The 24898-nt window shown below is 33.3% G+C and carries 19 protein-coding genes and 4 pseudogenes; 6 read left to right on the forward strand and 17 right to left on the reverse strand.

Going from position 1 to position 24898, the window contains the following annotated elements; all coding sequences use genetic code 11:
* The 4 genes and pseudogenes from DJ93_RS02150 to DJ93_RS29915 all read right to left on the reverse strand — a co-directional run.
* Entirely contained in the window at nt 1-402 is a 402-nt protein-coding gene (locus DJ93_RS02150) for a stage II sporulation protein M (RefSeq protein WP_241484245.1), read from the reverse strand.
* Between the two features lie 157 nt (nt 403-559).
* Nucleotides 560-2227, reverse strand: a complete 1668-nt coding sequence (locus DJ93_RS02155; protein WP_042978976.1) for a hypothetical protein — start codon at nt 2225-2227, stop codon at nt 560-562.
* A gap of 90 nt (nt 2228-2317) precedes the next feature.
* Nucleotides 2318-2539, reverse strand: a complete 222-nt coding sequence (locus tag DJ93_RS02160) for an uberolysin/carnocyclin family circular bacteriocin (protein ID WP_042978977.1) — start codon at nt 2537-2539, stop codon at nt 2318-2320.
* An 81-nt stretch (nt 2540-2620) separates the two neighbouring features.
* Nucleotides 2621-2764, reverse strand: a pseudogene (locus DJ93_RS29915) (DDE-type integrase/transposase/recombinase); the annotation flags it as partial.
* A 321-nt stretch (nt 2765-3085) separates the two neighbouring features.
* Between DJ93_RS29915 and DJ93_RS02165 the strand changes: the two are divergent.
* A pseudogene (locus DJ93_RS02165) lies at nt 3086-3606 on the forward strand (SDR family NAD(P)-dependent oxidoreductase).
* Nucleotides 3607-4119: 513 nt separating this feature from the next.
* On the opposite strand, the gene DJ93_RS02170 reads toward DJ93_RS02165, so the two are convergent.
* From DJ93_RS02170 to DJ93_RS02185, 4 genes are all read right to left on the reverse strand, one after another.
* Nucleotides 4120-7269, reverse strand: coding sequence for a bifunctional cytochrome P450/NADPH--P450 reductase (locus tag DJ93_RS02170; RefSeq protein WP_042978978.1), 3150 nt, complete (start codon nt 7267-7269; stop codon nt 4120-4122).
* Nucleotides 7270-7296: 27 nt separating this feature from the next.
* Entirely contained in the window at nt 7297-7875 is a 579-nt protein-coding gene (locus DJ93_RS02175) for a TetR/AcrR family transcriptional regulator (protein WP_042978979.1), read from the reverse strand.
* 435 nt (nt 7876-8310) lie between these two features.
* Complete coding sequence (locus DJ93_RS02180) at nt 8311-8838, reverse strand: GNAT family N-acetyltransferase (protein WP_042978980.1); 528 nt, start codon at nt 8836-8838, stop codon at nt 8311-8313.
* A gap of 6 nt (nt 8839-8844) precedes the next feature.
* Nucleotides 8845-10746: an endonuclease MutS2 gene (locus DJ93_RS02185; protein ID WP_042978981.1), complete on the reverse strand. Its 1902-nt coding sequence runs from the start codon at nt 10744-10746 to the stop codon at nt 8845-8847.
* A 596-nt stretch (nt 10747-11342) separates the two neighbouring features.
* Here DJ93_RS02185 and DJ93_RS02190 point away from each other — a divergent pair.
* Both DJ93_RS02190 and pepF read left to right on the forward strand, forming a co-directional pair.
* Nucleotides 11343-12134, forward strand: a complete 792-nt coding sequence (locus DJ93_RS02190) for an arylamine N-acetyltransferase family protein (RefSeq protein ID WP_042978982.1) — start codon at nt 11343-11345, stop codon at nt 12132-12134.
* A gap of 121 nt (nt 12135-12255) precedes the next feature.
* Nucleotides 12256-14043, forward strand: a complete 1788-nt coding sequence (pepF, locus tag DJ93_RS02195; RefSeq protein WP_042978983.1) for an oligoendopeptidase F — start codon at nt 12256-12258, stop codon at nt 14041-14043.
* 33 nt (nt 14044-14076) lie between these two features.
* Here pepF and DJ93_RS02200 read toward each other — a convergent pair whose 3' ends face one another.
* On the reverse strand, nt 14077-15204 hold the full coding sequence (locus DJ93_RS02200; protein WP_042978984.1) for a serine hydrolase domain-containing protein: 1128 nt from the start codon (nt 15202-15204) through the stop codon (nt 14077-14079).
* A 306-nt stretch (nt 15205-15510) separates the two neighbouring features.
* Between DJ93_RS02200 and DJ93_RS33595 the strand changes: the two are divergent.
* Nucleotides 15511-15741 (forward strand): annotated as a pseudogene (locus DJ93_RS33595) (hypothetical protein).
* Nucleotides 15742-15846: 105 nt separating this feature from the next.
* Here the strand turns inward: DJ93_RS33595 and DJ93_RS02210 are convergent.
* Nucleotides 15847-17064, reverse strand: a complete 1218-nt coding sequence (locus DJ93_RS02210) for an MFS transporter (protein WP_042978986.1) — start codon at nt 17062-17064, stop codon at nt 15847-15849.
* A gap of 112 nt (nt 17065-17176) precedes the next feature.
* Between DJ93_RS02210 and DJ93_RS02215 the strand changes: the two genes are divergently transcribed.
* Nucleotides 17177-18043 (forward strand): LysR family transcriptional regulator, encoded by an 867-nt coding sequence (locus DJ93_RS02215; protein WP_042978987.1) that lies wholly within the window; start codon nt 17177-17179, stop codon nt 18041-18043.
* A 187-nt stretch (nt 18044-18230) separates the two neighbouring features.
* Here DJ93_RS02215 and DJ93_RS29920 read toward each other — a convergent pair.
* The 7 genes and pseudogenes from DJ93_RS29920 to DJ93_RS02240 all read right to left on the reverse strand — a co-directional run bounded on the left by DJ93_RS29920 (nt 18231) and on the right by DJ93_RS02240 (nt 22988).
* Nucleotides 18231-18469: pseudogene (locus DJ93_RS29920) on the reverse strand (DUF4176 domain-containing protein).
* Nucleotides 18466-19254, reverse strand: a complete 789-nt coding sequence (locus DJ93_RS02220; RefSeq protein WP_196777059.1) for a hypothetical protein — start codon at nt 19252-19254, stop codon at nt 18466-18468. Before DJ93_RS02220 ends, DJ93_RS29920 begins: the two are co-directional and overlap by 4 nt.
* Before the next feature lie 132 nt (nt 19255-19386).
* Nucleotides 19387-20043 (reverse strand): hypothetical protein, encoded by a 657-nt coding sequence (locus DJ93_RS02225; RefSeq protein ID WP_042978989.1) that lies wholly within the window; start codon nt 20041-20043, stop codon nt 19387-19389.
* 68 nt (nt 20044-20111) lie between these two features.
* Nucleotides 20112-20342: a hypothetical protein gene (locus DJ93_RS02230; protein WP_080743319.1), complete on the reverse strand. Its 231-nt coding sequence runs from the start codon at nt 20340-20342 to the stop codon at nt 20112-20114.
* 285 nt (nt 20343-20627) lie between these two features.
* Complete coding sequence (locus DJ93_RS34745; RefSeq protein ID WP_042978990.1) at nt 20628-20846, reverse strand: hypothetical protein; 219 nt, start codon at nt 20844-20846, stop codon at nt 20628-20630.
* A gap of 220 nt (nt 20847-21066) precedes the next feature.
* Nucleotides 21067-21216, reverse strand: a complete 150-nt coding sequence (locus DJ93_RS34750) for a hypothetical protein (RefSeq protein WP_374937188.1) — start codon at nt 21214-21216, stop codon at nt 21067-21069.
* A gap of 152 nt (nt 21217-21368) precedes the next feature.
* Nucleotides 21369-22988, reverse strand: a complete 1620-nt coding sequence (locus DJ93_RS02240; protein ID WP_042978991.1) for an FAD-dependent oxidoreductase — start codon at nt 22986-22988, stop codon at nt 21369-21371.
* A 426-nt stretch (nt 22989-23414) separates the two neighbouring features.
* On the opposite strand from DJ93_RS02240, the gene DJ93_RS02245 reads away from it, so the two are divergent.
* Nucleotides 23415-24881, forward strand: a complete 1467-nt coding sequence (locus DJ93_RS02245; protein ID WP_042978992.1) for a protein adenylyltransferase SelO — start codon at nt 23415-23417, stop codon at nt 24879-24881.
* The last annotated feature ends 17 nt before the right edge of the window (nt 24882-24898 follow it).

Raw genomic sequence — 24898 nt, forward strand, 5'->3', positions numbered from 1 at the left:
TTAAATGGCAAACATACTTTCCATAATTGAGGCTATAAATAATAAAATCACTATTAATACAACTGAAGGAATGACTTCAGCTTTAATTAAGGTATATTGAATCTTACGATTCCGTATACTTTTTTTTATAAAATTCCAAATTATAAATGGTACAAGGGCAACTAGCATCATAGCTGGTAATTCGAAAATAGCATGTGGTAAAAATGCTGTAAAAATAGTGTCTACCATGTTATGTTGTATTGTCATTGCTAGTACAATTCCTATTACTATTCCATTCATAAATAACAATATGAAGCTACCAATCCCATAAGTAATAAATCCTACAATAATAGAAAATAAGGATTGTTTCATGTTGTGTGAGAAATAATGCATCCAATTATAATCTGGAGGATTGGGTGGCAAAGGCTCTTGATGGCTTTGATAGATGCCTCCCCATATACACGACGCTATAAATATAAAAAAAATTAAAGTGAATTTTCTAGAGTAATTTGACCATATATATTTCAAATTTATGTGAGCTATTATTTTTTTCATTGTTCCAATCCGACCTTTTATTACGCTATTTTTTTACAAAGTATAAACTAAATCCCCATAATACTACTATGATTAAAAAAATGTCATAGATGAGTCGTTGACTCAATTCAACACTAATAAATGCCCCAATGAAAAATGTAATAAATAATAGGCCATTAATTATACGTTTTGGAATCATAAAGAATTGTTGTAGAAATTTAGCTTCGTAACTATCTAAACGTACCATAAACATATTTGCATAATCAAAACGACTACATAGTTTCATCCAATATGTTGATAATCCACTATTTATAAAGAAGAGTAACCATATTCCAATAATTCCTATAATCAATTCGTAAATAGAAGCTTGTAATAAAATGAAACCTATTAATAATGTAATTGTAAGGAAACATTGCAATGGAAAAGCTAAAATATTAAGTAATTTCCTTTTACTATCTAAAAATTGTTGAACAGTAAAATGTGGAGATAATTTAACCAAATCAATTTGTCTCAATTCACTTCCTGGATGTAAGATTGGATAATTTAATAACCATAACCAACTAGTTTGCGACAACGCCATCCAGCCAATAAACCAGAATGCCAAAATAAAATTAGAATAAAATTGTAAATTTCCTAACAATAAGATTGTAAAACCAATTAAAGCACTAATTGCAGGCGGTATAAACAAAAATATTCTATGCGGGAGATTTGAGTTTACTATAACTCGTTCGAGAATAATTACATCTCTGTTAACCCAAGGATGGTTTTTATAAAATACTTTACTTAACCATCGATAAAATTTAAAAATTTTACTAGTTGAGTAGTTAAGATGTACTCTATTTTTATACTTAACTAGATGTGTTTGAATTGAGTAAAAGTAAAAAAAATAACTAGCTGAAATTATATACAAAATTAAGAGTACACCTAAAATGTAATAAAGCCAACCAAATTGAAAATAGTTGAAAATTACCCCTAAATTCCCCTTAAAAATGTGTTCTACGCGACTAGAGAAATAGCTAAATAATTTATAAATTCCTTGTTGGTAGATATCTTTAGTAATGGGTTTTTGAATTATAGGCATAAATAATAGTTTAGTTAAAAACCAAATAATTGATGCTATAATTCCTATTTTTAATATATAAAATAGTTCTGTATATTTTGAAACAGAGATAGATGTTTCCCAGGACTCTAAAACTAATTTCTTCATTTTTGAAAAATAAATTGATGACACTAAAAGAAACCAACCTACACAAAAAATAATACTAGTAATCCAATCAGGGGATATCCTAATGATTACATAGAATGCAATAATTTCAAGCATTAATTCATGTAACCAGAAAACTAGTACTTCAGCTAATAGTGTAAAATTTAATAATTTATTACGATTGAATTTAGATTGCCATAATAAATCATACAAAGGGTTATTACTAACTCTAATTGAGTTTTGTCTAGCCATTGCACTTGGAAGAAGACAATTAAATAACAAAACAGCAACTATAACTATATTTCTAATTTCCGGGTCTGTAACACCCTCAAATAATAAGGCAAAAAATAAAATTAATGTATTTTGAAATAGAAGTGTAATAATCCAACTTAATGAAGTCGGAAGTCTAATTCCTAATTTAGTTTTAATTTTCTCAGTTACTCCAGCAAAATCTTGACGAATCTGCTCTAAAACTATATTTTTCAGAATAATCATCTGAGAATCTTTCATTACTTTTCCTCCATTTAGACTCGCTATACGTTTTCTATAGAAAAAATAGGAGAGATAAACATCTCTCCTATTTTAACTGTAATCATTTGATTACCATACAACAGCTTGTGCTTTTAGGCTTCTACTTAGATAATCTTTAACAGTGTAAATAGCTGCATCAATCATTGCACTTGTCACAGCTAACCCACCAGCTGTAATAATTGCAGCGATTGTACTTGCAGCTACAACTCCCCAACCTACTGCATCAATAGCATCTACAGTTTTAGTAGCCCAACTACGGTCTATACTAAAATAACCCATAACTTCAAACATTTATAATTCCCCCTATATAAATAATGGTTCTGTTGCAAAGTTTATTAAAGAGTAGAGTAATCCATCCGAAGGCTCTCTATTTTATACGCTTGTTAATAGATTTCGTTTTCCTTTATATAAAGCGTGAACAGCTTCAATGCCTTTCAAGGTTCGGAAAGCATGACGAAGACTTTGAAATCCTGCGGATTTAGCGAAGCGTTGTCTTACGTGTCTATGTTCTTGTTCTGTTACCTGTTTTTCAAATTTTTTTTCATACTAAACACCTCCCTCGCTAAATGAATTTAGCTACTTAATAAATTTAAACAAAATTAACATTGTGAATGTTCAGCTATTCACAATGTTAATTTTACACGAAAAAATTATCTTAAAATTAAAACAATTGTGTACATTCGATGTACTATTTTCACATTGCGATATAATCAAAATATTGAAAAAGCCAATCAAGTCAAAGCAAAAATTGAATCAATTGGCAGACAAGCACATGTAATTCAAGGTGATTTCAACTCCAGTAAAGGGATTAAAGAATTCATTTAAAAAATCAAGAAAATGATAATCCAAGATGTTAATGTATCACTGCATACAATTGTTCACAATGCTGGACATGCTACATCAAATGAATTTGGAGAAGTGGACTATGATGAGTTCGATCGTCTATTTAATGCAAATGTTAAAGCACCATATTTTATCACACAATCTCTAATCGGACTTATAGAATCCAATGGTAGGATAATAAATCTATCCTCAGATGTGACATGTATCATATTTCCGTATATGATGATATACAGTATGACAAAAGGGCAATTAATACAATGACGTTTACACTAGCAAAGGAATTGGATGAAAAAGGAATTACGGTTAATTCCGTAATGTCTGGAATCATTGATATGGATTCAACTGCTAACTGGCTGCATACAGAAGAAGGTCAAGAACATGCAAAGAATATGAGTGCTTTAAAAAGAGAAGGTCAACCAGAAGAAATTGCAAATGTTGTTTCATTTCTAGCGAGTGAAAAAGCCAGTTTTATTACTGGGTATAATATGGATGTAACTGGTAGAAGTCATCTGTAATTAGGGAAATGTAGCTTTTGAATAAAGATTTGTTTATTAAAGAATTTATTAAAATAAATTCTAATATTAAAACTACAAAAATATAGAGAACGAAAAGACTAGTAAATTTACTAGGCTTTTTCTACTCTTTTATTTTACTTTTTCCTAACATATTTCTTTTTAAATACTTATTAAAAAAGGCTATAAATAATGAAGCTATTGATATAGCAACTACTCTCATAACACAAAAATTTCTCTGTATAGTTATTTATGAGAAGTCACATCATTTTTTCGCTTTGGGGAACAATGAATTTCTTAACTTGATGACAATGTGGTGCTACCCCATCGCTATCAAATTGAGGTGAATTTGTATCTAAATAATAAGAAAAACGCTATCCTTTTGTAAAAATATACAGAAAGGATAGCGTTTTCACTTTACATTTATCAATTTTCAATGAACTGTTGCTAATTTTTAAATGATTTCAACGATACACCACGCAACTTCTTGGAGTAAAACCAACACATTTATTTTTATTATCCAGCCCAAACATCTTTTGTATAATACAGTTTCTCTTCTAACTGCTGTAACCATGCACATGCCTCTTGTTCACTTAAATTGTGAATGTCAGCGTAACTTTTTACAAGTGTATTTTCTACATCTGGTGCCATTCTTCTTCCATCACCACATATATAGATGTGTGCGTCTTGCTCAATTAACTTAATCAGCTTTTCACTATCTTGTTTTATTAAATGCTGAACGTATGTTTTCGGCTGATCCTTCATTCGAGAGAAGGCAGTGTGAAGAGTTACAATTCCTTCTTCCTGCGCTTGCTCAAGCTCTTCTTGATATAGATAGTCCTCTTCAAGTGAACGACATCCAAAATAGAGATGTGCTTCACCTAATGATTGACCATTGGCTTTCATTGCTTTTCTAGCCTGTAGAAAACCTCTAAACGGTGCAACTCCTGTTCCTGGCCCTACCATAATAATCGGTGTTTTAGATTCTTTCGGAAGTTCAAAGCCTGACTGTGAACTTGAAACAAAACATGTAATGGAATCTCCTTCTTTAAGCTGAGCTAAATAAGTAGACGCAATTCCTTTGTATTTTCCATTTCCACTCCATGCATTTTCTTCCACAACACTAACGGTAATACTCAATTTCTGGTCATTTACTCTTTGGGAAGAAGAAATTGAATAATAGCGTGGACGCAATGCTGGAAGTAATGCGATAAATTCAACAAATTCCATTTCACATGCTGGATATTTCTCTAATAATTCAAGCATCGTTAAACGCTTGGACAACACTTGTTCTTTATACACCTTTGTTTCTAATAGTGCCTCTATCTCTCTCTTATGCGGTGGACAAACTGTTTTTGCTGCCATTGTACGTAACTGATTTCTTGTGACCGGTTCTTGAAGCTCCACAAATTGAAGTAACTCATTGATTGAAACTGTACGATTTAAAGGAAGGTGAACTAATTTTGTATTATCACCAGTTAAACGGATATAGTTAGATCCATTTAACTGAAAACGAGTTAGTACACGATTTACCAATTCTGGATAGTTTCTCGGAATCACCCCTAAATGATCGCCTTCTTTATAAGTTATATTATTGGGTAAACAAATTTCCAAGTGTCTTGTACTTCTTGCACGACACGATTGTTGTAATTCTTTATTCTCTACAACTTGTGTTGTAAAAGTAGGATACATTTTCGCTAAAATCGCTTCTGCTCCACTTCCTACATATTCCAAAGAAAGAGTAGATGCATTGGTTTCATTACCCTTGATATCGAGTTTGAAGTAATCTGCTACATCATTCCATAGTTGTTCACTCCACTCTTCATAAACTTCTTCAAAGTCATCACTTGCATCTCCTTCGCCACGCTCTGTTAGACGCTTGGCTCCTTTTTTGGCAAGTTGTTCATCAATATAGAAAGGTACCTTTTGGTACGTAGTGATCCAATTCTTATCGCCGCAGCCAAATACAGCATAGTGAACATCTTTCACTTCATGCTCAGATGCTTTCTCCAACCACTCTACAAACTTTTTCGCATTATCAGGGGGATTCCCATTATATGAAGCAGCAATTATCAATACTGCTCCTGTTTTAGGAAGGTTCCCCACATGAGAATCTAATGGAGCAACTTGTGTGGCGAATCCTTTACTCAGAGCGATATCTACCAGATTGCGTGCTATTCCTTCTGCCGTACCCATATTCGAACCATACAGTACGAGTAATGGCGTGTTATGAGCATTGTCTACTACATTACGAACAGTTTTTGCTACCTGTTCGTGGTCAGGAGTAGGAATACCACCTAGAGGGACTTTTTTCGATACCGCTTTTACGGTAAACCCTTCTGGTTTTAGCGTCAAGGTTTCTTTAATATCTAATTCGTAATTTTTATGATCATAAAAATCAAAATGCTTCAGCATCATTCCTAGTACAAGAGTCGCTTCATGAATTGCAAACTGTTGCCCTATACATGCGCGTTGTCCGTTTCCAAAAGGCTTAAATGCGTGCTGTGGAATTGTACTTGGATTTTCAAAACGCTCTGGCCTGAATTCCTCTACATCTTCACCCCAAATTATTTTATCACGATGAAGCTGCGGAATAAGTACCGTAATCTCTTCTCCCTGCTTCAACGAATATTCTCCACCAAGTACGGTATCTTCTTTTGGATATAAAGAAAAAGCAGGAGCAGTGGGCCATAAACGAAGTGATTCATTTAATACCATAGTAATATATTTCAACTGCTTCACTTGTCTATAGGTAGGAACAGGATCTACCAATACACGAGCCGCTTCTTCTGTTGCTTTATGTAAAATGTGAGGATTTTTCACTAAGAAATACAGCGCGAACGACAATAGACCACTCGTTGTTTCATGGCCTGCGATTAAAAATGTAATCATTTGATAACGAATATTTTCATTATCTAACGTTTCTCCTGTTTCCGGGTCTTTTCCGTTTAGCATATGTGCAAGCAGATCATCTCCTTGCTCACCACTTACTTTTCGGTCCTTAATAATTTTATCGACTAACTCATTCATGTATTGAATATCTTTTTGAAGTTGAAGTCTTTCCTCTTCATATAATGAATCATTTGGATTCGCACGCTGTAATCGATTCATTGACTCATCTAGCGCACGTACCATGCTCACAATAAATGGATGGGGCTGATCGCGATAGAAACTGTTAAAGCGATAATTAAAGCCACAAAGTCCAATTGTATCAAGTGTCAAGCGTGTCATATCAGCTGGCACATCAATGTACTCATTTACATTTAAACGCTCCCATTTTTGAATCAACTGCACAGCGATATCTACCATCATCGCATGATACCCCTTCATCGCTTGCTGACTAAAACTTGGTAATAAAATGTTATGAGCTTTTTTCCATTTTTTTTCGTATGACCAACTCGTAAAAAGGCCATCTCCAGTAAAGCTTCTTACATTTTTGAGTGCTTGGCTTAAACTCTTATCAAAGCGCGATTCATCACACACCTCTTTAACTAATCGTTGGCTGGACACATAGCGAGTAACTCGACTAGGTGTTTCAAATTTAAATATTTCCCCCATTTGATCGCTAATTTTCATTAAAGATTGAATTGGTTTTTCTTTATTTAATAATGATAAATTTCCAAGCTCTCCATCTGTTTTAGGTTGCGGTATTTCTTTTGTTTCCATCTGTAACCCTCTCCCTTTTTTATAAACCTATGATTCGATGCTGATAGCCGCCCATAAACTTTCCTCTACATCTTCAACCAACTTATTTGTTAGAGGTATTTGTTTGCTTTCAATAAGCTCGCAAATCTCCATAAAGCTTCCAAATAAGATTGCAATAAGTACTTTTACAGATAATGCTCGTATTTTTTGTTGTTTTTGTCCCTCTTGTAAAAAGTTACAAACAAACCCTACTAGTTTCTCGTATGTTGCATGGCTTTTCTTATTTAAAAATGTTCCCTGACTATGCGAACTGATAAAACCCAATGCACGCGGGTGGTCTATTGTAAATTTGACCATCCCGTCAAAAATATGATGAAACTCCTCTCGAAGTGCCTTTTTTTCATTCGTTAACCCCTTTTGAATACATGATAAAAACTCTTCTACATATTTTTGAAACAGTTCATTTACCAGACTTTCTTTATTTTCAAAATAACGATAAATTGTACCTGCCCCTACATTCGCTTTTTCTGCAATCATAGGTATTGTTGTTCCATTAAACCCTCTTTCAGCAAATAACAGAAGGGATGCAGAGAAAATACCCTCTTGTTTCGATGAAGTTGTCTCCATAAAATCACCTCTTTCCCAAAAACGGAATGAACGTTCATTCCGTTTTTTAAGTATTATAACCTAATTTATCGAATCTGTAAAAAAGAAAATTGAAAATTCACTCGAACCTATATAAGTCCAAGATTCAAAATAATAGTAAAAACATCCTATATGGGGCACTACACTATCCCTACCAACCTAAGATTACATTATACTTAAAATCAGAGAAAATGTTATTCTTTTTATAGACATACATAGAAAGAAGAGGCTACCGAAAAAGTGTATACTTTGAGTAAACAACAGAATTTTTATCAATATACAGAAATCAAAAAGAAGATAATCTCCTATATATAGTAGAGAGTTATCTTCTTTTTCTTTTTAAGGGACTTTTTCAGTGCCCTTAGAAAGGATGGGGTATTTTGTTTTTATTAGCTTGATAACGATGTGCCGATACCCCTATTCAGAAAAAGCTTCTGAATATCGAACGACTCCTTCTACATTTCGAAGTGCATTATCTGTTAGCTCTTTAGCCATAAATACTTCTTCCGGCAAATCAAATGGCGCTCGTATATTCCACTTACTAGCTGACTCAAAACCAAACTTTGGATAATAGTCTTTATGACCTAGTACGATAACAGATTGATACCCAAGTTCTCTTGCTTTCGTTAATGCAGCTGAAATGAGCTTTCCACCAACGCCTTTCTTCTGATAGTCTGGTGCAACTGAAACTGGTGCGAGCGCTAATGAGTACACTAATACACCAGCAGTTTCTATTTTTATTTTAGAAAGCATAATGTGTCCAACTATTTCTTCATCTAACGCAACCAATGATAGCTCGGGAATAAACGCATCAGATTTTCTAATACGATTTACAAGTTCATGCTCTTTTTTATCACTAAATACTTCATTTAAAAACGCTTGTTTTACAACTGCTTCTGTCGTTCTATAATCTTTTTTCTGTTCTTGTCTAATAATTATATTCATATTACTTTATCCTCTATTCTTTCTTATTTCTTTTTGAATTTTACGAAGCGCTTTTTTCGATCCACGCTCTATATCATGTTGCATTTTTCTTTCTTTATAATCAACAAACAACCTATTTAAATCATATCCTTCTGGGTATAAGTTTTTCGCTGCAACATCTAATGAAATTCGCTTCACATTTACTTCCAACAATTCATTTTTATAAAACACAACAACATTATAAAAATTGTCTTTCTCTTTATATACAATCCCAAAATCATCATGATCTAATAATTTCACACGATCCCCTCTTTTATATTCATACTTCTCTTCTACTTTTGCTTTCACAACTTTTTGTTTCCTAATTTTACTTTCATCCACTCGCTCTAAACCGTACTTTTTATTTCCCATATAACCTTTCGCTTTTTGCAATACATGTTCTCTTACATCCATTTTTTTAGCAATCCAAAGAGCGTTACTTTCTCCCGATCTTCCTATTATTAATTTATATAGCGGCTCTAACGTTTCACTATTAAATTGCATTGCCGCATTCATAAAGTCATCATGCATTTCTGAAAAACGTTTAATTTCACCGTAATGTGTACTTGCAACTGTAATACATCCCGCAAAATAAAATTCTTCTAAAATAGATATCGCAAGTGCAGCTCCTTCATTTGGCTCTGTACCACTTCCTATTTCATCAAATAGTAACAACGTATTGTTATTCGATAACCTCATAATCTCCGAAAGATTTTTCATATGAGATGAAAATGTGCTAAGTGCATTTTCTATACTTTGATTATCCCCAATATCTACAAACACATTTTCGAAAATGGCGATTTCCGTTTCTGTATCTCCAGCGATGTGAAAACCAGACATTGTTGCTAGCGTTAGTAACCCTATCGTTTTTAAAACAATTGTTTTCCCGCCCGCATTCGGTCCTGTAATAATTAAGCTGCGATAGTTCTGACCGATTTCAAAATTTAATGGTACAACTTTCCCTGTTAAAAGCGGATGTTTACAATTCACTAAATGAATATAGCCATAATCGTTTAACTTCGGTTCTATCCCGCCGATATATTTACTAAATTTCGCCTTCGCAAACACCATATCGTATTGGCTAATCAGTTCCATATTGATTTTTATGTTATAAATATTTTCTAAAATCATTCCCGATAAAGTAGCTAAAATTTGATATTCTTCCATCGCTTCTTCCGCTTTCAAACTAGCTAATTCTACGTTTAATTTTGCCACTGCAGAAGGTTCAATAAATACAGTAGAACCTTTCAAAGAAACTTCAACAATACTTCCTGCCACTTGGTTTTTATAGGAAGATTTAATTGGAATCGTATAACGATCATCCTTTTTACTAATAAAGAATTCTTGAATATATTTCTTATTCGCACTACTATTTAAAAACTTCGTTAAACGTTCTTTAATCTTTCCATCTATAGAATCGATATTACTTCGAATTCGTTTTAGTTCCTTGCTAGCAGCTGAGTCGACGTTATTTCCTTTAATTGAAAAATTAATTTCCTCTTCCACACTTTTAAATTCAGACATTGAATTTGCATAAGATGCTAATACTGGTGCAAAAAACTCTTTCTCTAACATAAACTGTTTTATCTTTCGGCATCCACGTAAAAAGTCTGAGACGCGAATTAATTCTTCCGGATCTAAAATCATTCCTTTTTCTAGTTTTTGAATTGTACTATCGATATTAGAGATTCCGAAAAACGGCACATGCCCTTCCGCATCTAATATAGCCCGTGCTTCCGTCGTTTCATTTAAACGATTTTTAACTACTTTCATACTCGTACTCGGCTCTAATTTATTTAATAATTGTTTACCTAATCCACTTACACAATAAGATTTCACTATTTCCTTTAATTCGTTATATTGTAACTTTTCAAAAGTCATTGTATTCACTTTCAATTCTCCTCACTATGATTGATTTCTATCATAAATGAAGATACCTACCCACTAGATTCCAATGAGTTTCACATAATTTAGTTATTTCTATTACCCATTTTTATATAATAAAAATGTACACAAAAAAGCTGCGGGGATACCGCAGCTTTTACATTTACAAGGCATGTGTAACAATACGCTAGGAAATAAGCCATCTAAAAAAGTATATGGAAATCCTATTATTACACGCTTTATAAAGTATTGTAGGTATCTTCATAGGTACTGAAATAAAACCATGACAAAACTAGGGGTATGAAGTATACGAAAATCCCCTGTTCTTATCAGATTTATTTCATTAAACTTTTCCTATTTAGAACCTACCGCACTCACAAAAAGCACCTCTCATTAATTTATATTATGTTCATTGAAATCTAATTTATTGACATAATCATACTATATGCTTTGCAATAAGTAAAGGTACCATATTTCTTTTCTTATACTTTAGTCGTACGTACATATATGGATTACCGCTGCGACGTATTACGGATGTTTTCTTGTTCATCATTAGATACAATTACATATATATTAGTAAAATGTATGGAGGGGCGATTCATATGACAGAGTTTCAAAAGCGATTCTTCTCTAGATTAAATATACAAGAAAAAGATTCAGTCTCATTTGAAGATTTAAATGCGATTCTTTCTGCAATGGCACAAGCAGTTCCTTTTGAAAATTTAAATATTCTTCAAAACACCTTCAAAGAAATATCGAAAGAAACTCTTCAAGAGAAAATTTTAATTCATAACCGTGGCGGCCTTTGCTATGAATTAAATCCAACTATGTATTACTTCCTTAAAGATTGCGGCTTTCATGTTCATTTAGTTTCAGGAACAGTTTATCACGCTCCCACTTCTACTTGGGCTGTTGATTCAGGGCATATCGCCACAGTTTTACACCATAATAACGAACTTTATTTAATCGAAGTTGGTTTCGGTTCATATTTACCCCTTGCACCCGTTCCTTTCTCTGGAGAGATTGTTCACTCTATAACAGGTGACTATCGTATCCGTAAAGAAACTACAGAAAAAGGAAACTATATTTTAGAAATGCGTAAAAACAATGAGTTTTTAGATCAATCTTCTACTGAAGATTGGGTATCAGGCTATGCATTTTACATTGAAGAAGTAGATGAAACCAAGGTAAATGCAGCTCAAAAGATCATTGTCGAACATGAAGAATCACCATTTAATAAAGTCCCTCTAATTGTAAAAGTTACTCATGACGGGCATGCTTCATTAACGAAAGACAGCCTTACAGTAACAAAACAAGGTGAGAAGTTCAAAGAATCCGTTACAGAAGAAGAGTATAAAAATATATTACATTCCACATTTGGTATCACATTATAAATTTTAAAGCCTTGCCACTCCCCGCAAGGCTTTTCATTTTTTAGCAGGGATTTTTTGCAATTTGTTGTATTTCATAGTTATATAAGAATATACAAACTACATATTTAGAAAGGAAATGATTATGACAGAATTAAAAGATCGATTACATATACCTGATAAAGAAAAATGGAATTTAACGGATATTTATAAAACAATTGAAGACTGGGAATCTGATTATAAAAAAATTGAAGTATTAACAAATGAATTAAAACAATTTAATGGAAATATTCATAATGGAAGTAGTTTACTAGCTTACCTTACAAAGAGCGAAGAACTATCTAGCTTATTATCATTAATGTTTGCTTATGCAAGACTCCAATCTGACCTGGATACACGTGATACAGCTGCACAAGCGCTTGTAGATAAAGTATCCCAATTACATGTTAAAGTAAGCGCAGCTAAATCTTTCTTTTCCCCATTCTTACTTAGCGTAGATGAACAAACTTTACATTCATACATAGAGGAAACAGAAGGTTTACAATATTATAAAGAAGATTTATACGAATTATATCGCTATAAAAAACACGTTTTAAATAAAGATAAAGAAGAAATCTTATCTCAAATGGGCGAAGCACTCTCTTCCCCGCAACATACATACGGTATGCTAAATAATGCAGATATTACATTTGGAGAAATTACAACCGAAGATGGTAGCAAAGTAAATTTAACACGTGGCATGTACTCTAAATTAATAAAAGATGAAAATAGGGAAAAACGAAAAGAGTCTTATCAAGCTTATTACAAGCCATATGTTCAACTGAAAAATTCTATCGCTTCCACTTTAGCAGCAGCTATTAAAAATAATGTTACCATTTCAAAAGTAAGAAATTATACATCCGCTTTAGAAAAATCACTATTTGGCGATATGGTTCCAAAAGAAGTATACGAAACTTTAATCGATGCGACTAAAAAAAATATGAAATCATTACATACTTATAATCATTTACGCCAAGAAAAATTAAATCTAAATGAATTAAGACAATACGACTTAAGTGTTGATTTAGTAAAAGGTGTAAATCAAGATATTCCATATGACAAAGCTTTTGACATTATGCTTGCCTCCCTTGCCCCTTTAGGCGAAGCATATATTGAAACTCTTAAAGGTTTTAAAGATAAACGATATATAGATGTAAGAGAATTACCTGGTAAACGTTCTGGCGCCTATAACTTCGGTGTATACGGGGTTCACCCTTTCATTCTTTTAAATCATAACGACGATTTAAACAGCCTTTTCACACTCACTCACGAATGTGGGCACGGCATGCATACATTTTATTCTCACGGTTTTCAGCCGAGAATTTCCGCTCACTATTCAATCTTTGTAGCAGAAGTCGCTTCTACAGTAAATGAAGTACTATTGATTCACCATTTATTAAAAGAAGCAAAAGATACTGAAGTACGCAATCATTTAGTTAATCACTTTATCGAAAAATTCAAAGGTACCTTCTTTACACAAGTAATGTTTGCGGAGTTCGAAAAAATCACACACGAAATGGCTGAGCAAGGTAAACCATTAAATGCACAAGTCTTCAATGGTGTTTACGAAAACTTATTTAGAGAATATAACGGCGATTCACTCGTATTCGATGAAGAAGTTAAATATGGCTGGGCTAGAATTCCACATTTCTATCGTCCATTTTACGTTTACAAATATGCGACTGGATTTGCTTCTGCAATTCAAATTGCCGATCAACTTCTAAGTGGTGATATCGACGCACAAAAAAATTATATCGAATTCCTAAAAGGCGGAAGTTCAGATTATCCGTTAAACCTCCTAAAGAAAACAGGAGTAGATTTAATGACACCTCAACCAATCGAAAGTGCGCTAAATCGCTTTAGTAAACTTGTTGAAGAGTTTTCAACGCTATAGAAAAAAAACCTCTACATACTAGAGGTTTTTTCTTTATTTTCCTTCTAACAAATCTTTCGCCATTCCCCTAAATTCTTGGTTAAATGTATCATTCATTCCGTTTTGTACATTAGAGAATAAAATAACAAAAATTCGTTTATCCCAATTAAAATTATTAAATGTATTCCATCCAGCTAATACACCATGATTATGATAATAATCTGGATAAATGTAAAAACTAAATCCATATTTTCTTGAAGGTGATACTGTAAACATATCTGATAAGCTTTGTGCGGAAAGTAGTTTTCCGTCCATAATTGCTTCATCTAACCTTTTCATATCTTCTACAGTTGTATACATTTCACCACAACCATATAACCAATTCATTCTTAACCTAGGAGTAGCTACTAATTCATTATCTTTTTTCGTATAACCTTCCGCAAGAAAAATGTCTCCAGGAAAAGTTGCTCCCATACCAGATTCATGCATTCCAACAGGAGTGAAAATATGCTCTTTTACATACTCAGCTAACGGTTGCTTCGTTAGCTTTTCTATAATGTAAGCAAGCACCATATAGTTATAATCTGTATATCTCCATCCTGTCCCTGCTGGGAATTCAAGCTTTTGAGAAGCGATCCAATTCACTAGCTTTAAACGTGATGCCGCATCTACACTACCTTGTCCTTGCTCTGGCAATCCAGATGTATGTGTTAATAAATTTCTTAACGTAATATTTTTATCTGCTGGGAATGATGGAATATATTTATTCACATTATCCTCTATATTTAATTTCCCTTTTTCTTTTAACTGTAATATAGAGACCGCCACTACTGTTTTCGTAATAGAACCGATACGATATTTCGTTCTCGGTGTTGTTAAAACTTTATCTGCTATATTTGCATATCCATATCCTTTTTTTAAAATCACATTATTGCTATCAGCTACAAGAACAGTGCCATTAAATCCTTTATCTTTTAAATATTGATCTAATTTTGCGGCCACAGCCTCATAACGATTTTTCTGATTTTCACTTACCTTAGACTTATCGTTTTCTATTTTACTATGAGAATCTGAAAATGCCTTTAATTTATGTCTTTTATCTTTATTGGCATGCATGAATACGAATACACTTCCACAAAAAATAGTAAAAATCAAGAAAACGATTAACCATTTCTTTAACATATAGGAACCCTCTTTTTATCTAATTTATACTTTTCCATTCTATTTATATCTCTTAAATTTGTATAGATGCATACTTAGATGATACTTTATAAATGACTATATATTTCAATCTATTATTCATCAAATCCAACTGGATTCCTTTTCTACCACGACTTCACCCTAAAAGTTTTCCATCATTCAAATTTTGACTACTCTCTATTGTATTTCTTTCTTACAAAATTTCCAACTATCAATCGGATTCATCCGATTATATTTTTATTTTCTTATGTAACATTTCTTACAAATCATAAAAATAGAAGTGCTCTATTGAAAAATACCGATAAACGAAACCGCTTAGCCGATGAAAAGTTCCGTTATCGAACAACAAAAAATAACATAGTTTTAATTGAATATCGCGGGAAATAAATTATGATTTTAAAAGGAAAAGACTCTAAAAAGTTTCTAAACAAAATTCGCTGTGAGAATAACGAAATAGAGAAACAGCTTATTATGGCTAAAATTACAGGTAATTTCAAAAGAGGAAACGAGCAATACTAAAAATCAATCTTATTTCTAGATTGATTATACAGTATATTACGAAAGAAATGTCATTTACATGGCAGTTTTTGAAACTTTTTTCCAAAAACTTACATTCCTATTTTTTTATCTCTTGTTACTCACATATAAGCTTACCGATGAAATAAATAATAACACAACAAATCCTCCCCAGGCGTACATATAGCCTTTTCCATCTACTATATAACCAAAGAAAGTAGGAGCTATCATAATGGCAACTTGATTGAGTGTAAGCGCAAAACTAACTGTAAGTCCTACTACTTCTTCATTTGCTTTCTCAGTAATCTCAGTCATAAACAAACTAAACCAGCCAATAGCAAAGAAACCTAACAAGCTACTCAATAGGAAGAGCCCCCCTATCGCAATATTATGTATCGTTATGATGAGGACAACAATTAATAAGCAAGAAATACATACAGAAATCAATAATGGCATTCGGCGGTTCCCTTTATAAACTACATCACTAATTACCGCTAATATAATTCTACCAATCATCCCTGAAAATAAAGTAATTGAAAATATTTCTCCTGCCAAAATCGGCGTTATCGATTTTACAACAACTAAAAATTTCAGAAAATGTCCAACTAAAACCATTTGCAACGAAATCATACAAATACCTGTAATGAAAACAGGATATAGACTCTTTGTACATATAACCTGTTTTAACTGTACCCCGAAAGACGTTTTTTTATTTTGTTGACTAGATCCCCTATGGGCATATGGTTCTTTATAGAACATTAAAAATACAATTCCGCCTAAAATACATACACTTGAAAGAACATATATCGTACAGGATAAACTAAATTTATAAGACAGCAACGGAATAATAAATCCAGCTATAGCTCCGCCGATAGGTATACCAGCTTGCCTTATCCCCATCGCTAATCCGCGATTCTCTTTCGGAAACCATTTTAAAATGATTTTACTTCCCCCTGGCTGAGATGTACTATAAAATACACCTACTAAAAGTAGAATAAATAGTAATCCAACAAATCCCCCTACTACATTCACAAACAAAAGAGATATACCAAGTAGTACAGAACTACTCCCAATTAGCACCCTCTCACTATATCGATCAAGCAGTCTTCCGACAAACAGCATACAAAAAAGTGGCCCTATATTTACAACACTTATTAATAATCCCACTTGCATAGTAGTAAGAATATATTTTTGCTTCCAAAAAATCGCCAAAACTCCTACCCCATACGTGATAAGAGTCGCACTCGCTTGTACTACTGTCGCTAAAATAAGCATAATCCATTTAGAAGAACTACTGTACTTTACAATTTCTTCTTCATTTAACAACACTATCCCCTCCATATCTCTTTCATTGTATGAAGGTCCTGATATCATGTAAAATAAAAATTAATGATAAAACCCATCAAAAAAATTGATATCTTTTTCGGAGGGATTATAGATGGACATAAAAGATTTAACTGTTTTTCTCGAAGTGGCTAACGCAGGAAATATATCGCACGCAGCTAAAAAATTAAATTATGTGCAGTCAAACGTAACAATGCGCATGAAACAACTGGAAAATGAACTAAGAGCACCTTTATTTTATCGAAATGGAAAAGGTGTTTCCTTAACATCAAATGGAGAAATTTTATTCACTTATGCTAAACAAATCATTCACGTAATGGACCAATCCGTTAAAGCTGTCCAAAGTAACGGAACCGAGCCAAAAGGCACGGTGAAAATCGGATCTACAGAATCTACAACAGCTGTCCGTCTTCCTTCCATATTAGCGACCTATTACAATTTGTACCCTGAAGTTGAGTTGATTTTAGAAACAAACACAACAGAACAGTTACTTCAACTCGTTTTAGATAGAAAGCTTGATGGGGCATTTATCGCCGGGAGTATTCATCACGCTGAACTGGATACGATTTTATTCCAGGAAGAAGAATTAGTGCTCGTTAGCCAATTACCTTTATCTTCATATAAAGATTTACGAGAAACGAATTTACTCGCTTTTAGCCAAGGCTGTTACTATCGGCACCTATTAGAAACATGGCTTCAAGAAGAAGAGATTTCCCCGAAGCGAGTACTAGAGTTTGGGACAATTGAATCGATACTCGCTTGTGTAAAAGCAGGCATGGGCATCGCTATTATGATGAAATCCATAATTAAAGATTATGAACATGATTTATCTTTAAATGCTTTGCCAAATAAGTTTGCAAAAGTCCCTACTACCTTTATCATTCGAAAAGATACTTTTTATTCGGCTGCTTTACAGAAATTTATTGATATTATGATAGATTCATCTTGTTATCCGTCATAAAAATATTGTATATTTTGAGTTACTTGACGTTTACGTATATCTACATTTTTTTTTAATAACAAATTCTTAATTTCGTATATAATTACTAGGAACTTATTATAAAGTATATTTGAAAATGTAGTGAAGTTGGAAAATATACAAGTGATTAATAAATTGAAATGTATTATATTTTAGACAATACATTTTGTTAAAAAGTACGTTCCTCCTGATTTTCATATCCAGTTGAAACAACTTCTTGAATATCATCATGGTTAAATAAATAAGTGAAATCTGGATTAATATAACCTTCTGAATAAGGACATCCGATATAGTCGAATTTTCTTACTTCCTCTGTTTCCACTTGTTGTTTACGTCCGAAAATCATGAGTTTCTTTGTACCTTCTTTTAAGGTTACATAGAGCCTATAGAGAGAAGTTGTGCATTCATTGTCTTTTTTCCTTTCTTGTAGGCTTAGGTTTCTTTTGGGAATGTGGTATGTTGACATGTCCTGAAGCCATGGATTGTCTTCTTTCCTTCCTTGTAAGTTTAGGTTTCTTTTGAGAATGTAATATTTTTGAATGCCCTGAAGTAATACATTGTTTTTTAAAATCAAAGTAAAAGTACACATGTGTACTTAAAGCTAAGAAAACAACTGAAAAAAATGAAGCGAGAATGATTAGCACAATCGCCATAGATTTTTGGCTCAAAACCCCAATACTAACTTGACCAATTATATAACCTAAACTTGAAAAAAATACAATTTTAGGAACTTTCATACCTTGATCAGTTCCCCCCCTTAAGCGGACTGTAAAATATTTAATCCAGAATAACTCAGATTTATAAACAACTAGACCATATGCTATAAGTGATAGTATAAAAAATAAAGGTGACTCTAGTTCTACGAATTCGTAAGCTAACTTTTGCACAGCTATAAAGCTGCAAAATGAAATACTGAATGCGACAAATCCGGAATATAGTAAATGTTGCAACTGAGGCTGCCGAGGCTTATGAATTGAAATCCAAATTCCCCATAGATTACATATCACATAAAACGGAAAAGCCGTGTAAGAGTATATACTGTACGGTGGAAATATAAATAGAATGATGAGTAGAAGAAAATTCATGATAACCCACACAAAGGCCCCGACAATATTGCTTATATCATATGGTATTAATATTCGTATACAATCATCTATGTTGTTTCTGTTATATTTATCCATAATGCACCTCATAAAAAATTAAAAGATTTTATCTAATTATTTATATACGTTTTCACCTAACATCCAATCAATTCATAAATGAATTTTTAATTCCAATTATTGTTTTATAATCAAATATACTATTTAGCATAATCACATTTAAGGTTAAGAATTAGAGTGATTTAGATTTAATGTGCTTTGTTTCTTTTTTAGATCAAAATAAAAATAAAGGTGTACACAATATATACTAAAAATAATAGCCAATAACGAAAAGACTAAAATTAAAAGAATTGCTAATCCATTCTGCGATAATATACCTATACATATTTGTCCGATAACATATCCTAGGCCTGAAAAATACACGATTGGAGGAATTTTTATGTCGTCTTTGTCTCCATGCTTTAACCTTCTTAAAAAACTTGTTATTCCTAGAGAAATTAGCTTATAAATTGTAAAAATATAAAGTAAAAAAGTAACAATGAAGAAAAGTGGTGTTTCGATCTTAATAAAAGTATAAGCTAACTTTTGAATAACTATAAAACTTCCAAACGAAAAAATTGCTCCTATAAATCCGTTATATAATATATGTACCAATCTTAATTCATATGGTTTATAAAAAAATACCCAAATACCCCATATATTAGCTATCAAAAGAAAAGGTAAAATTATATATAAATATATGGTAAAAGTCGGGGGAAATAAAAATGGCGTTAAAACCATAAAATTAATAACAACCCACACCATAATAACACTTGATCTAACACTAAATGGCATCAATGTTTGAATAATTTGTTCTGTACTTTTCCCGTGATATTTTTCCATATTAATCCCCCATAAAAATTAAAAGATTTTATCTAATGTAGAGCATATGCCTGATTTTGTTCTATCTTTTATACTGTCCTCTTTGTTATCGTTATTCCAATCTCCTTTTTTAATTTCATACCATCAAGTACTGCACTTGCTCGCACAGAGGTAACAAAATCCGTTGAAGCTCCTATACCTGTTCCTATTGATCCTTCAACTGCAGTTCTAATAATGTCACCAGCTATCTTAGTTTTTGATGCTTTGTTTTTAATATTTTCCTTTATGTCATTAATTACGTCCCATGCTACAGCATGCATACCCTAAAGTTCTTCCGTAGCAAACTGAATATTCGATGAATTAATCCGATGATAGAAGGTGTTAGTTCACTACTTTCTTTAGTCGTTTCAATTGCTTTAAAAATACACGGGTATTCTTAAAACATTTTAATGGCTTTTCTCGAAAATCTCCGGCCCCTATTAACTTGCTAGACTTAATCATAACAAATCTATGAAAATTTGCGAATATTTTCTAATAGTAAAATGATATAACAATATAGGGATAAAAAAGGAATCCCTATAGAGAAATTTGACTTCAACTTCAACTTAAGCTAACGCAGCTGGTGGCAACAGTTGTGGTCTTTTCCCCATACGAGCAAAAACCCATTCTTCATAATACCACATTTCAGTTTGCCGACGGCTCATCGTATAATCCCAACGTACTTGACGCTCAAAAAAAGCAGCATGATAGAATGATGACATAAGTCCAAAAATCGTATTCGCTAAAAGTAAACTATCTTGGTTTTCTATTTCATTGAGTTCCATTCCTCGCTTTATAATGCTTTCGAGTTGCCCACTAACCTATTTTCATGCTTTTGAATAACAGCATTCTTTTGCTGAACTAACGAACTATTCAACGCAAATAGCTATTCATTTTCAAATAACTCTTTCTTTTTAAGCTGAAATAAGCAATAGAACTATTCTTGCAAAATCACTACAATTTCCCCATCTTTTTCAGCAATGGTTGCGAGTTAATCCGAATATTTTAGCAACCACCTTTCCAAAATAGCGTCGCGAATTGCGGCCTTACTACGAAAATAAGAGTATAAATCTGCAGACTAACATCCAGCGATTTCGCAATACTAACGAGCGTCGTCCTACTCCATCCATATTTAATTAATTCCTTTTCTATCATTTCTTTCACCGTCCATTTTGTTTACATAATAAAATTATTGTTTTTATCTGATAACTTACATTTTTTATGTAAGTTATCGGCATACAATTTCATATATAAAATAAAACAAGAAGCACCGTTTATAAAATACAAACAATGCTTCCTTATTTACATTAAAAATTACATAATAAATTGTTCATTACCTCTTCAAGCACTACATTCGGCTTTAATACCACGTTTTCCGTACGCCACCCAATAAATCCATCTGGTCTTATTACTATCGCTCCTTCATGTTCTATCCCATATAATTTTCTAAAAGCGTTATCTTGATCGATGAAATCTCCAGTTAAACCAACCAGGTACACTTTTATATTTACTCCTAATCGGGATGAAACAACATGCGCAGCTTCTGTCCAAGCACTATGCACTGCTCCAGTAAGTAACACAAAATTGCTACCTAATAAATCAAGTATAGAAACTTTATTTCCTTCGTACGTTCCCCAAAAATGTGGCGCACGCGTTCCTGGTCGTCCGTTCAGATCTACTATATCCATTCTATGTGGAGTTGTACTTTCATCTATAATCGCTTCTGAACAATACTGATAACCAACAGTAACAGCTAAACTATCCATATTATTCAAATTACCTTCATCTCTATTCGCAGCACGAAATAATATGCTACTCGCATAGCCCGTCGTTAATTTCGCAACTGGATATCTCTCTTCGTGGTATGTTTCTAATAATTTTGGATTTGCTTTTCCTTTTATAACAGCCGCTAATTTCCAAGCTAAATTATGGGCATCTTGTATCCCAGTATTTGATCCAAATCCTCCCGTTGGCGGCATAATATGTGCAGAATCACCAACTAAAAAGACGCGGTTGTCTTGAAACTTTGCGGCTGTACTTTCAGTCGCTTCCCACGGTAAAACACTAACTATTTCCGGGTCAATATTCGTACTCCCAATTGCTGTTTGAATAATTCGTTTACATCGTTCTATAGTGAAATCCTTTGGTTGCTCTCCTTTTATTGGATCATAAGCTACATGGTAAATCCATTTACTTACGTTATCGACCGGAATAAGCGCACCTAGAACTTCTGGATGCAGTATCATAGAAAAACCAACTGCGTCTCCTTTTATAAATTCACTCAAATCAGCTTCGAAGTAAATATTCATATAATGACCGCCGATTGTACCACGGCCCTCGGATAAAATACCTAACTGTTTACGTATTTTACTTTTCGCCCCATCTGCTGCGATGACATAATCACAATGAATAGTGTCCTCTTTTTTCGTCTCACGATTTCGAATAGTCGCCACTACCCCACTATCGCTTTGTTCATAAGAAACCAGTTCATGATGAAACCATTGCTTTCCACCTAATTGTTGAGCTTTTTGCAGCATCATTGCTTCTAAAGTAATTTGATAACAAGCTGTTATCTTCGATGGACTAACCTCTTCAATTTTCCGACTTAACTTCTCATCACTTTCATACTGCAACGTTTTGATCCGCTCTAATTCCTCAGCATTCCCCTCAGCTATTGTATGAACCGCAATTCTTCCGCGGCAATTCTCCAATACTTTACCAGCTGATTTAATTCTTTTTTCTAGACCTAATCCTCGAAATAACTCCATTGTGCGAAAAGTAATCCCTCCTGCTTTCGGATGAATTGCAGTAGTTGGATGCCTTTCAATAAGCAAATAATCAATTTTATGTTTTGCAAGAAATAATGCAGAAGCTAACCCTGATAAACCTCCTCCAACAATTAAAACTGGCACATAATTCGATTTCATATATTTTTCCTCCACATATATTCTTCTGAGCTCAGTGACATAAATATAAACAAAAAAACAACTGAAATATAGACTTATATTTCATTATGAATTATTATGTAGATAGAATACGCCCCAAATTACTTTTGTCATTTTATGCATCTACAATCATAAAAACTGTGTATGAATAAAATGACAAAATAAAAAAGCCTTCGTTATATAACGAAGGCTCTTTTATTTTAAACATTACAGTTAGTACAGTTAAATGGACACAATGGAATTAAGTCCTTACAATAGATTTCAAGAGGATATTTCTTAGTAAACATATAATACTTTTAGTTAACCTTACACAGAATACATAAGTACAAGTAAATGATAAAAAACACATCGTGTTGATTTCATATTTATAATTCTGTTTTTTAAAATACAAAAAAAGGAGGAGATACGATGACGAAAAAAAACGAAACGGGTTGGAACATAGATAATAGCTATACCCACCTACCAAAATCATTTTTTACCGAAATCCCCCCAACTCCTGTACGTTCACCGGAGTTAATCAAACTAAATAATTCATTAGCAATATCCCTTGGCTTTAATCCGGAGAAACTAACAAGTGAAGCGGAAATTGCCATTTTCGCCGGTAACGCCATTCCAGAAGGAGCTCATCCACTAGCTCAAGCGTATGCTGGACACCAATTTGGTCATTTTAACATGTTAGGAGATGGTCGGGCGCTTTTAATTGGTGAACAAATCACTCCTTCAGGTGAACGTTTTGATATTCAGCTAAAAGGTTCTGGCCCAACTCCATACTCTCGCCGCGGTGATGGTCGCGCTGCACTTGGCCCGATGCTACGTGAATACATTATTAGCGAAGCAATGTACGCGCTTGGCATTCCTACTACTCGTAGTTTAGCTGTAGTCGCGACTGGCGAACCAGTATATCGTGAAACAAAGTTACCTGGGGCGATTTTAACTAGGATTGCAAGTAGTCATATACGCGTCGGCACATTTCAATACGCAGCAGCTCGCGGTTCAAACGAGGACCTTAAAGCTTTAGCTGACTATACGATAAAAAGGCATTTTCCAGAGATTGAATCTCACGAAAATCCATACGTTGCATTACTTCAAGAAGTTATTAAACGCCAAGCAAGCCTCATTGCAAAATGGCAGCTCGTCGGATTTATTCATGGCGTAATGAACACTGACAATATAACCATTAGTGGTGAAACAATCGATTATGGTCCGTGTGCTTTTATGGATAATTATGACCAAGGAACAGTATTTAGTTCTATTGATGTACAAGGTCGCTATGCATATGGAAATCAGCCGTATATGGCCGCATGGGATCTCGCACGATTAGCTGAATCTTTAATACCGATACTACACGAAGATGAAGAGCACGCACTAAAGATCGCTCAAGACGAAATTTCAAAATTCAGCGTGCAATATGAAAATAATTGGTTCCTCGGAATGAAAAAGAAATTAGGACTATTTAACGATGAAGAACAAGATAAATCACTTATTGAAGATCTCTTAAAAATGATGGAGAAACATAGTGCGGATTATACAAACACATTCCGTGCATTAACTGTCAATACATTAGAAGATGCAGCTTTATTTGACAGTCCAGAATTTAAAGAATGGTACGAACGTTGGCAATCTCGATTAGAAAGACAAGAAGCTTCAAAAGATAATACTTACGAGTTAATGAAAAATAATAACCCAGTAATCATCCCTCGGAACCACCGAGTAGAAGAAGCGTTAGAAGCAGCCGTTAAAGATGGAGACTATAGCGTAATGGAAAAACTACTTCAAGCTTTATCAAATCCTTATACGTATTCTTCGGAACAAGCGGATTATTGCATGCCGCCTGCACCAACTAATCGTCCTTATCGAACGTTTTGTGGGACGTGATTGGATTACCTTTGCTG

It is taken from the genome of Bacillus clarus (assembly GCF_000746925.1).
In the GTDB taxonomy this organism is placed as follows: Bacteria; Bacillota; Bacilli; order Bacillales; family Bacillaceae_G; genus Bacillus_A; species Bacillus_A clarus.

Bases quoted from the DNA above. Each gene is read 5' to 3' on its own strand.
- DJ93_RS02240 (WP_042978991.1), bottom strand. From the start codon at position 22,988: ATGAAATCGAATTATGTGCCAGTTTTAATTGTTGGAGGAGGTTTATCA.
- DJ93_RS02170 (WP_042978978.1), bottom strand. From the start codon at position 7,269: ATGGAAACAAAAGAAATACCGCAACCTAAAACAGATGGAGAGCTTGGA.
- DJ93_RS02215 (WP_042978987.1), top strand. From the start codon at position 17,177: ATGGACATAAAAGATTTAACTGTTTTTCTCGAAGTGGCTAACGCAGGA.
- pepF (WP_042978983.1), top strand. From the start codon at position 12,256: ATGACAGAATTAAAAGATCGATTACATATACCTGATAAAGAAAAATGG.
- DJ93_RS34745 (WP_042978990.1), bottom strand. From the start codon at position 20,846: ATGGAACTCAATGAAATAGAAAACCAAGATAGTTTACTTTTAGCGAAT.
- DJ93_RS02190 (WP_042978982.1), top strand. From the start codon at position 11,343: ATGACAGAGTTTCAAAAGCGATTCTTCTCTAGATTAAATATACAAGAA.
- DJ93_RS02245 (WP_042978992.1), top strand. From the start codon at position 23,415: ATGACGAAAAAAAACGAAACGGGTTGGAACATAGATAATAGCTATACC.
- DJ93_RS02180 (WP_042978980.1), bottom strand. From the start codon at position 8,838: ATGAATATAATTATTAGACAAGAACAGAAAAAAGATTATAGAACGACA.
- DJ93_RS02220 (WP_196777059.1), bottom strand. From the start codon at position 19,254: ATGAGGTGCATTATGGATAAATATAACAGAAACAACATAGATGATTGT.
- DJ93_RS02160 (WP_042978977.1), bottom strand. From the start codon at position 2,539: ATGTTTGAAGTTATGGGTTATTTTAGTATAGACCGTAGTTGGGCTACT.
- DJ93_RS02155 (WP_042978976.1), bottom strand. From the start codon at position 2,227: ATGAAAGATTCTCAGATGATTATTCTGAAAAATATAGTTTTAGAGCAG.
- DJ93_RS34750 (WP_374937188.1), bottom strand. From the start codon at position 21,216: ATGATAGAAAAGGAATTAATTAAATATGGATGGAGTAGGACGACGCTC.
- DJ93_RS02175 (WP_042978979.1), bottom strand. From the start codon at position 7,875: ATGGAGACAACTTCATCGAAACAAGAGGGTATTTTCTCTGCATCCCTT.
- DJ93_RS02225 (WP_042978989.1), bottom strand. From the start codon at position 20,043: ATGGAAAAATATCACGGGAAAAGTACAGAACAAATTATTCAAACATTG.
- DJ93_RS02200 (WP_042978984.1), bottom strand. From the start codon at position 15,204: ATGTTAAAGAAATGGTTAATCGTTTTCTTGATTTTTACTATTTTTTGT.
- DJ93_RS02230 (WP_080743319.1), bottom strand. From the start codon at position 20,342: ATGCATGCTGTAGCATGGGACGTAATTAATGACATAAAGGAAAATATT.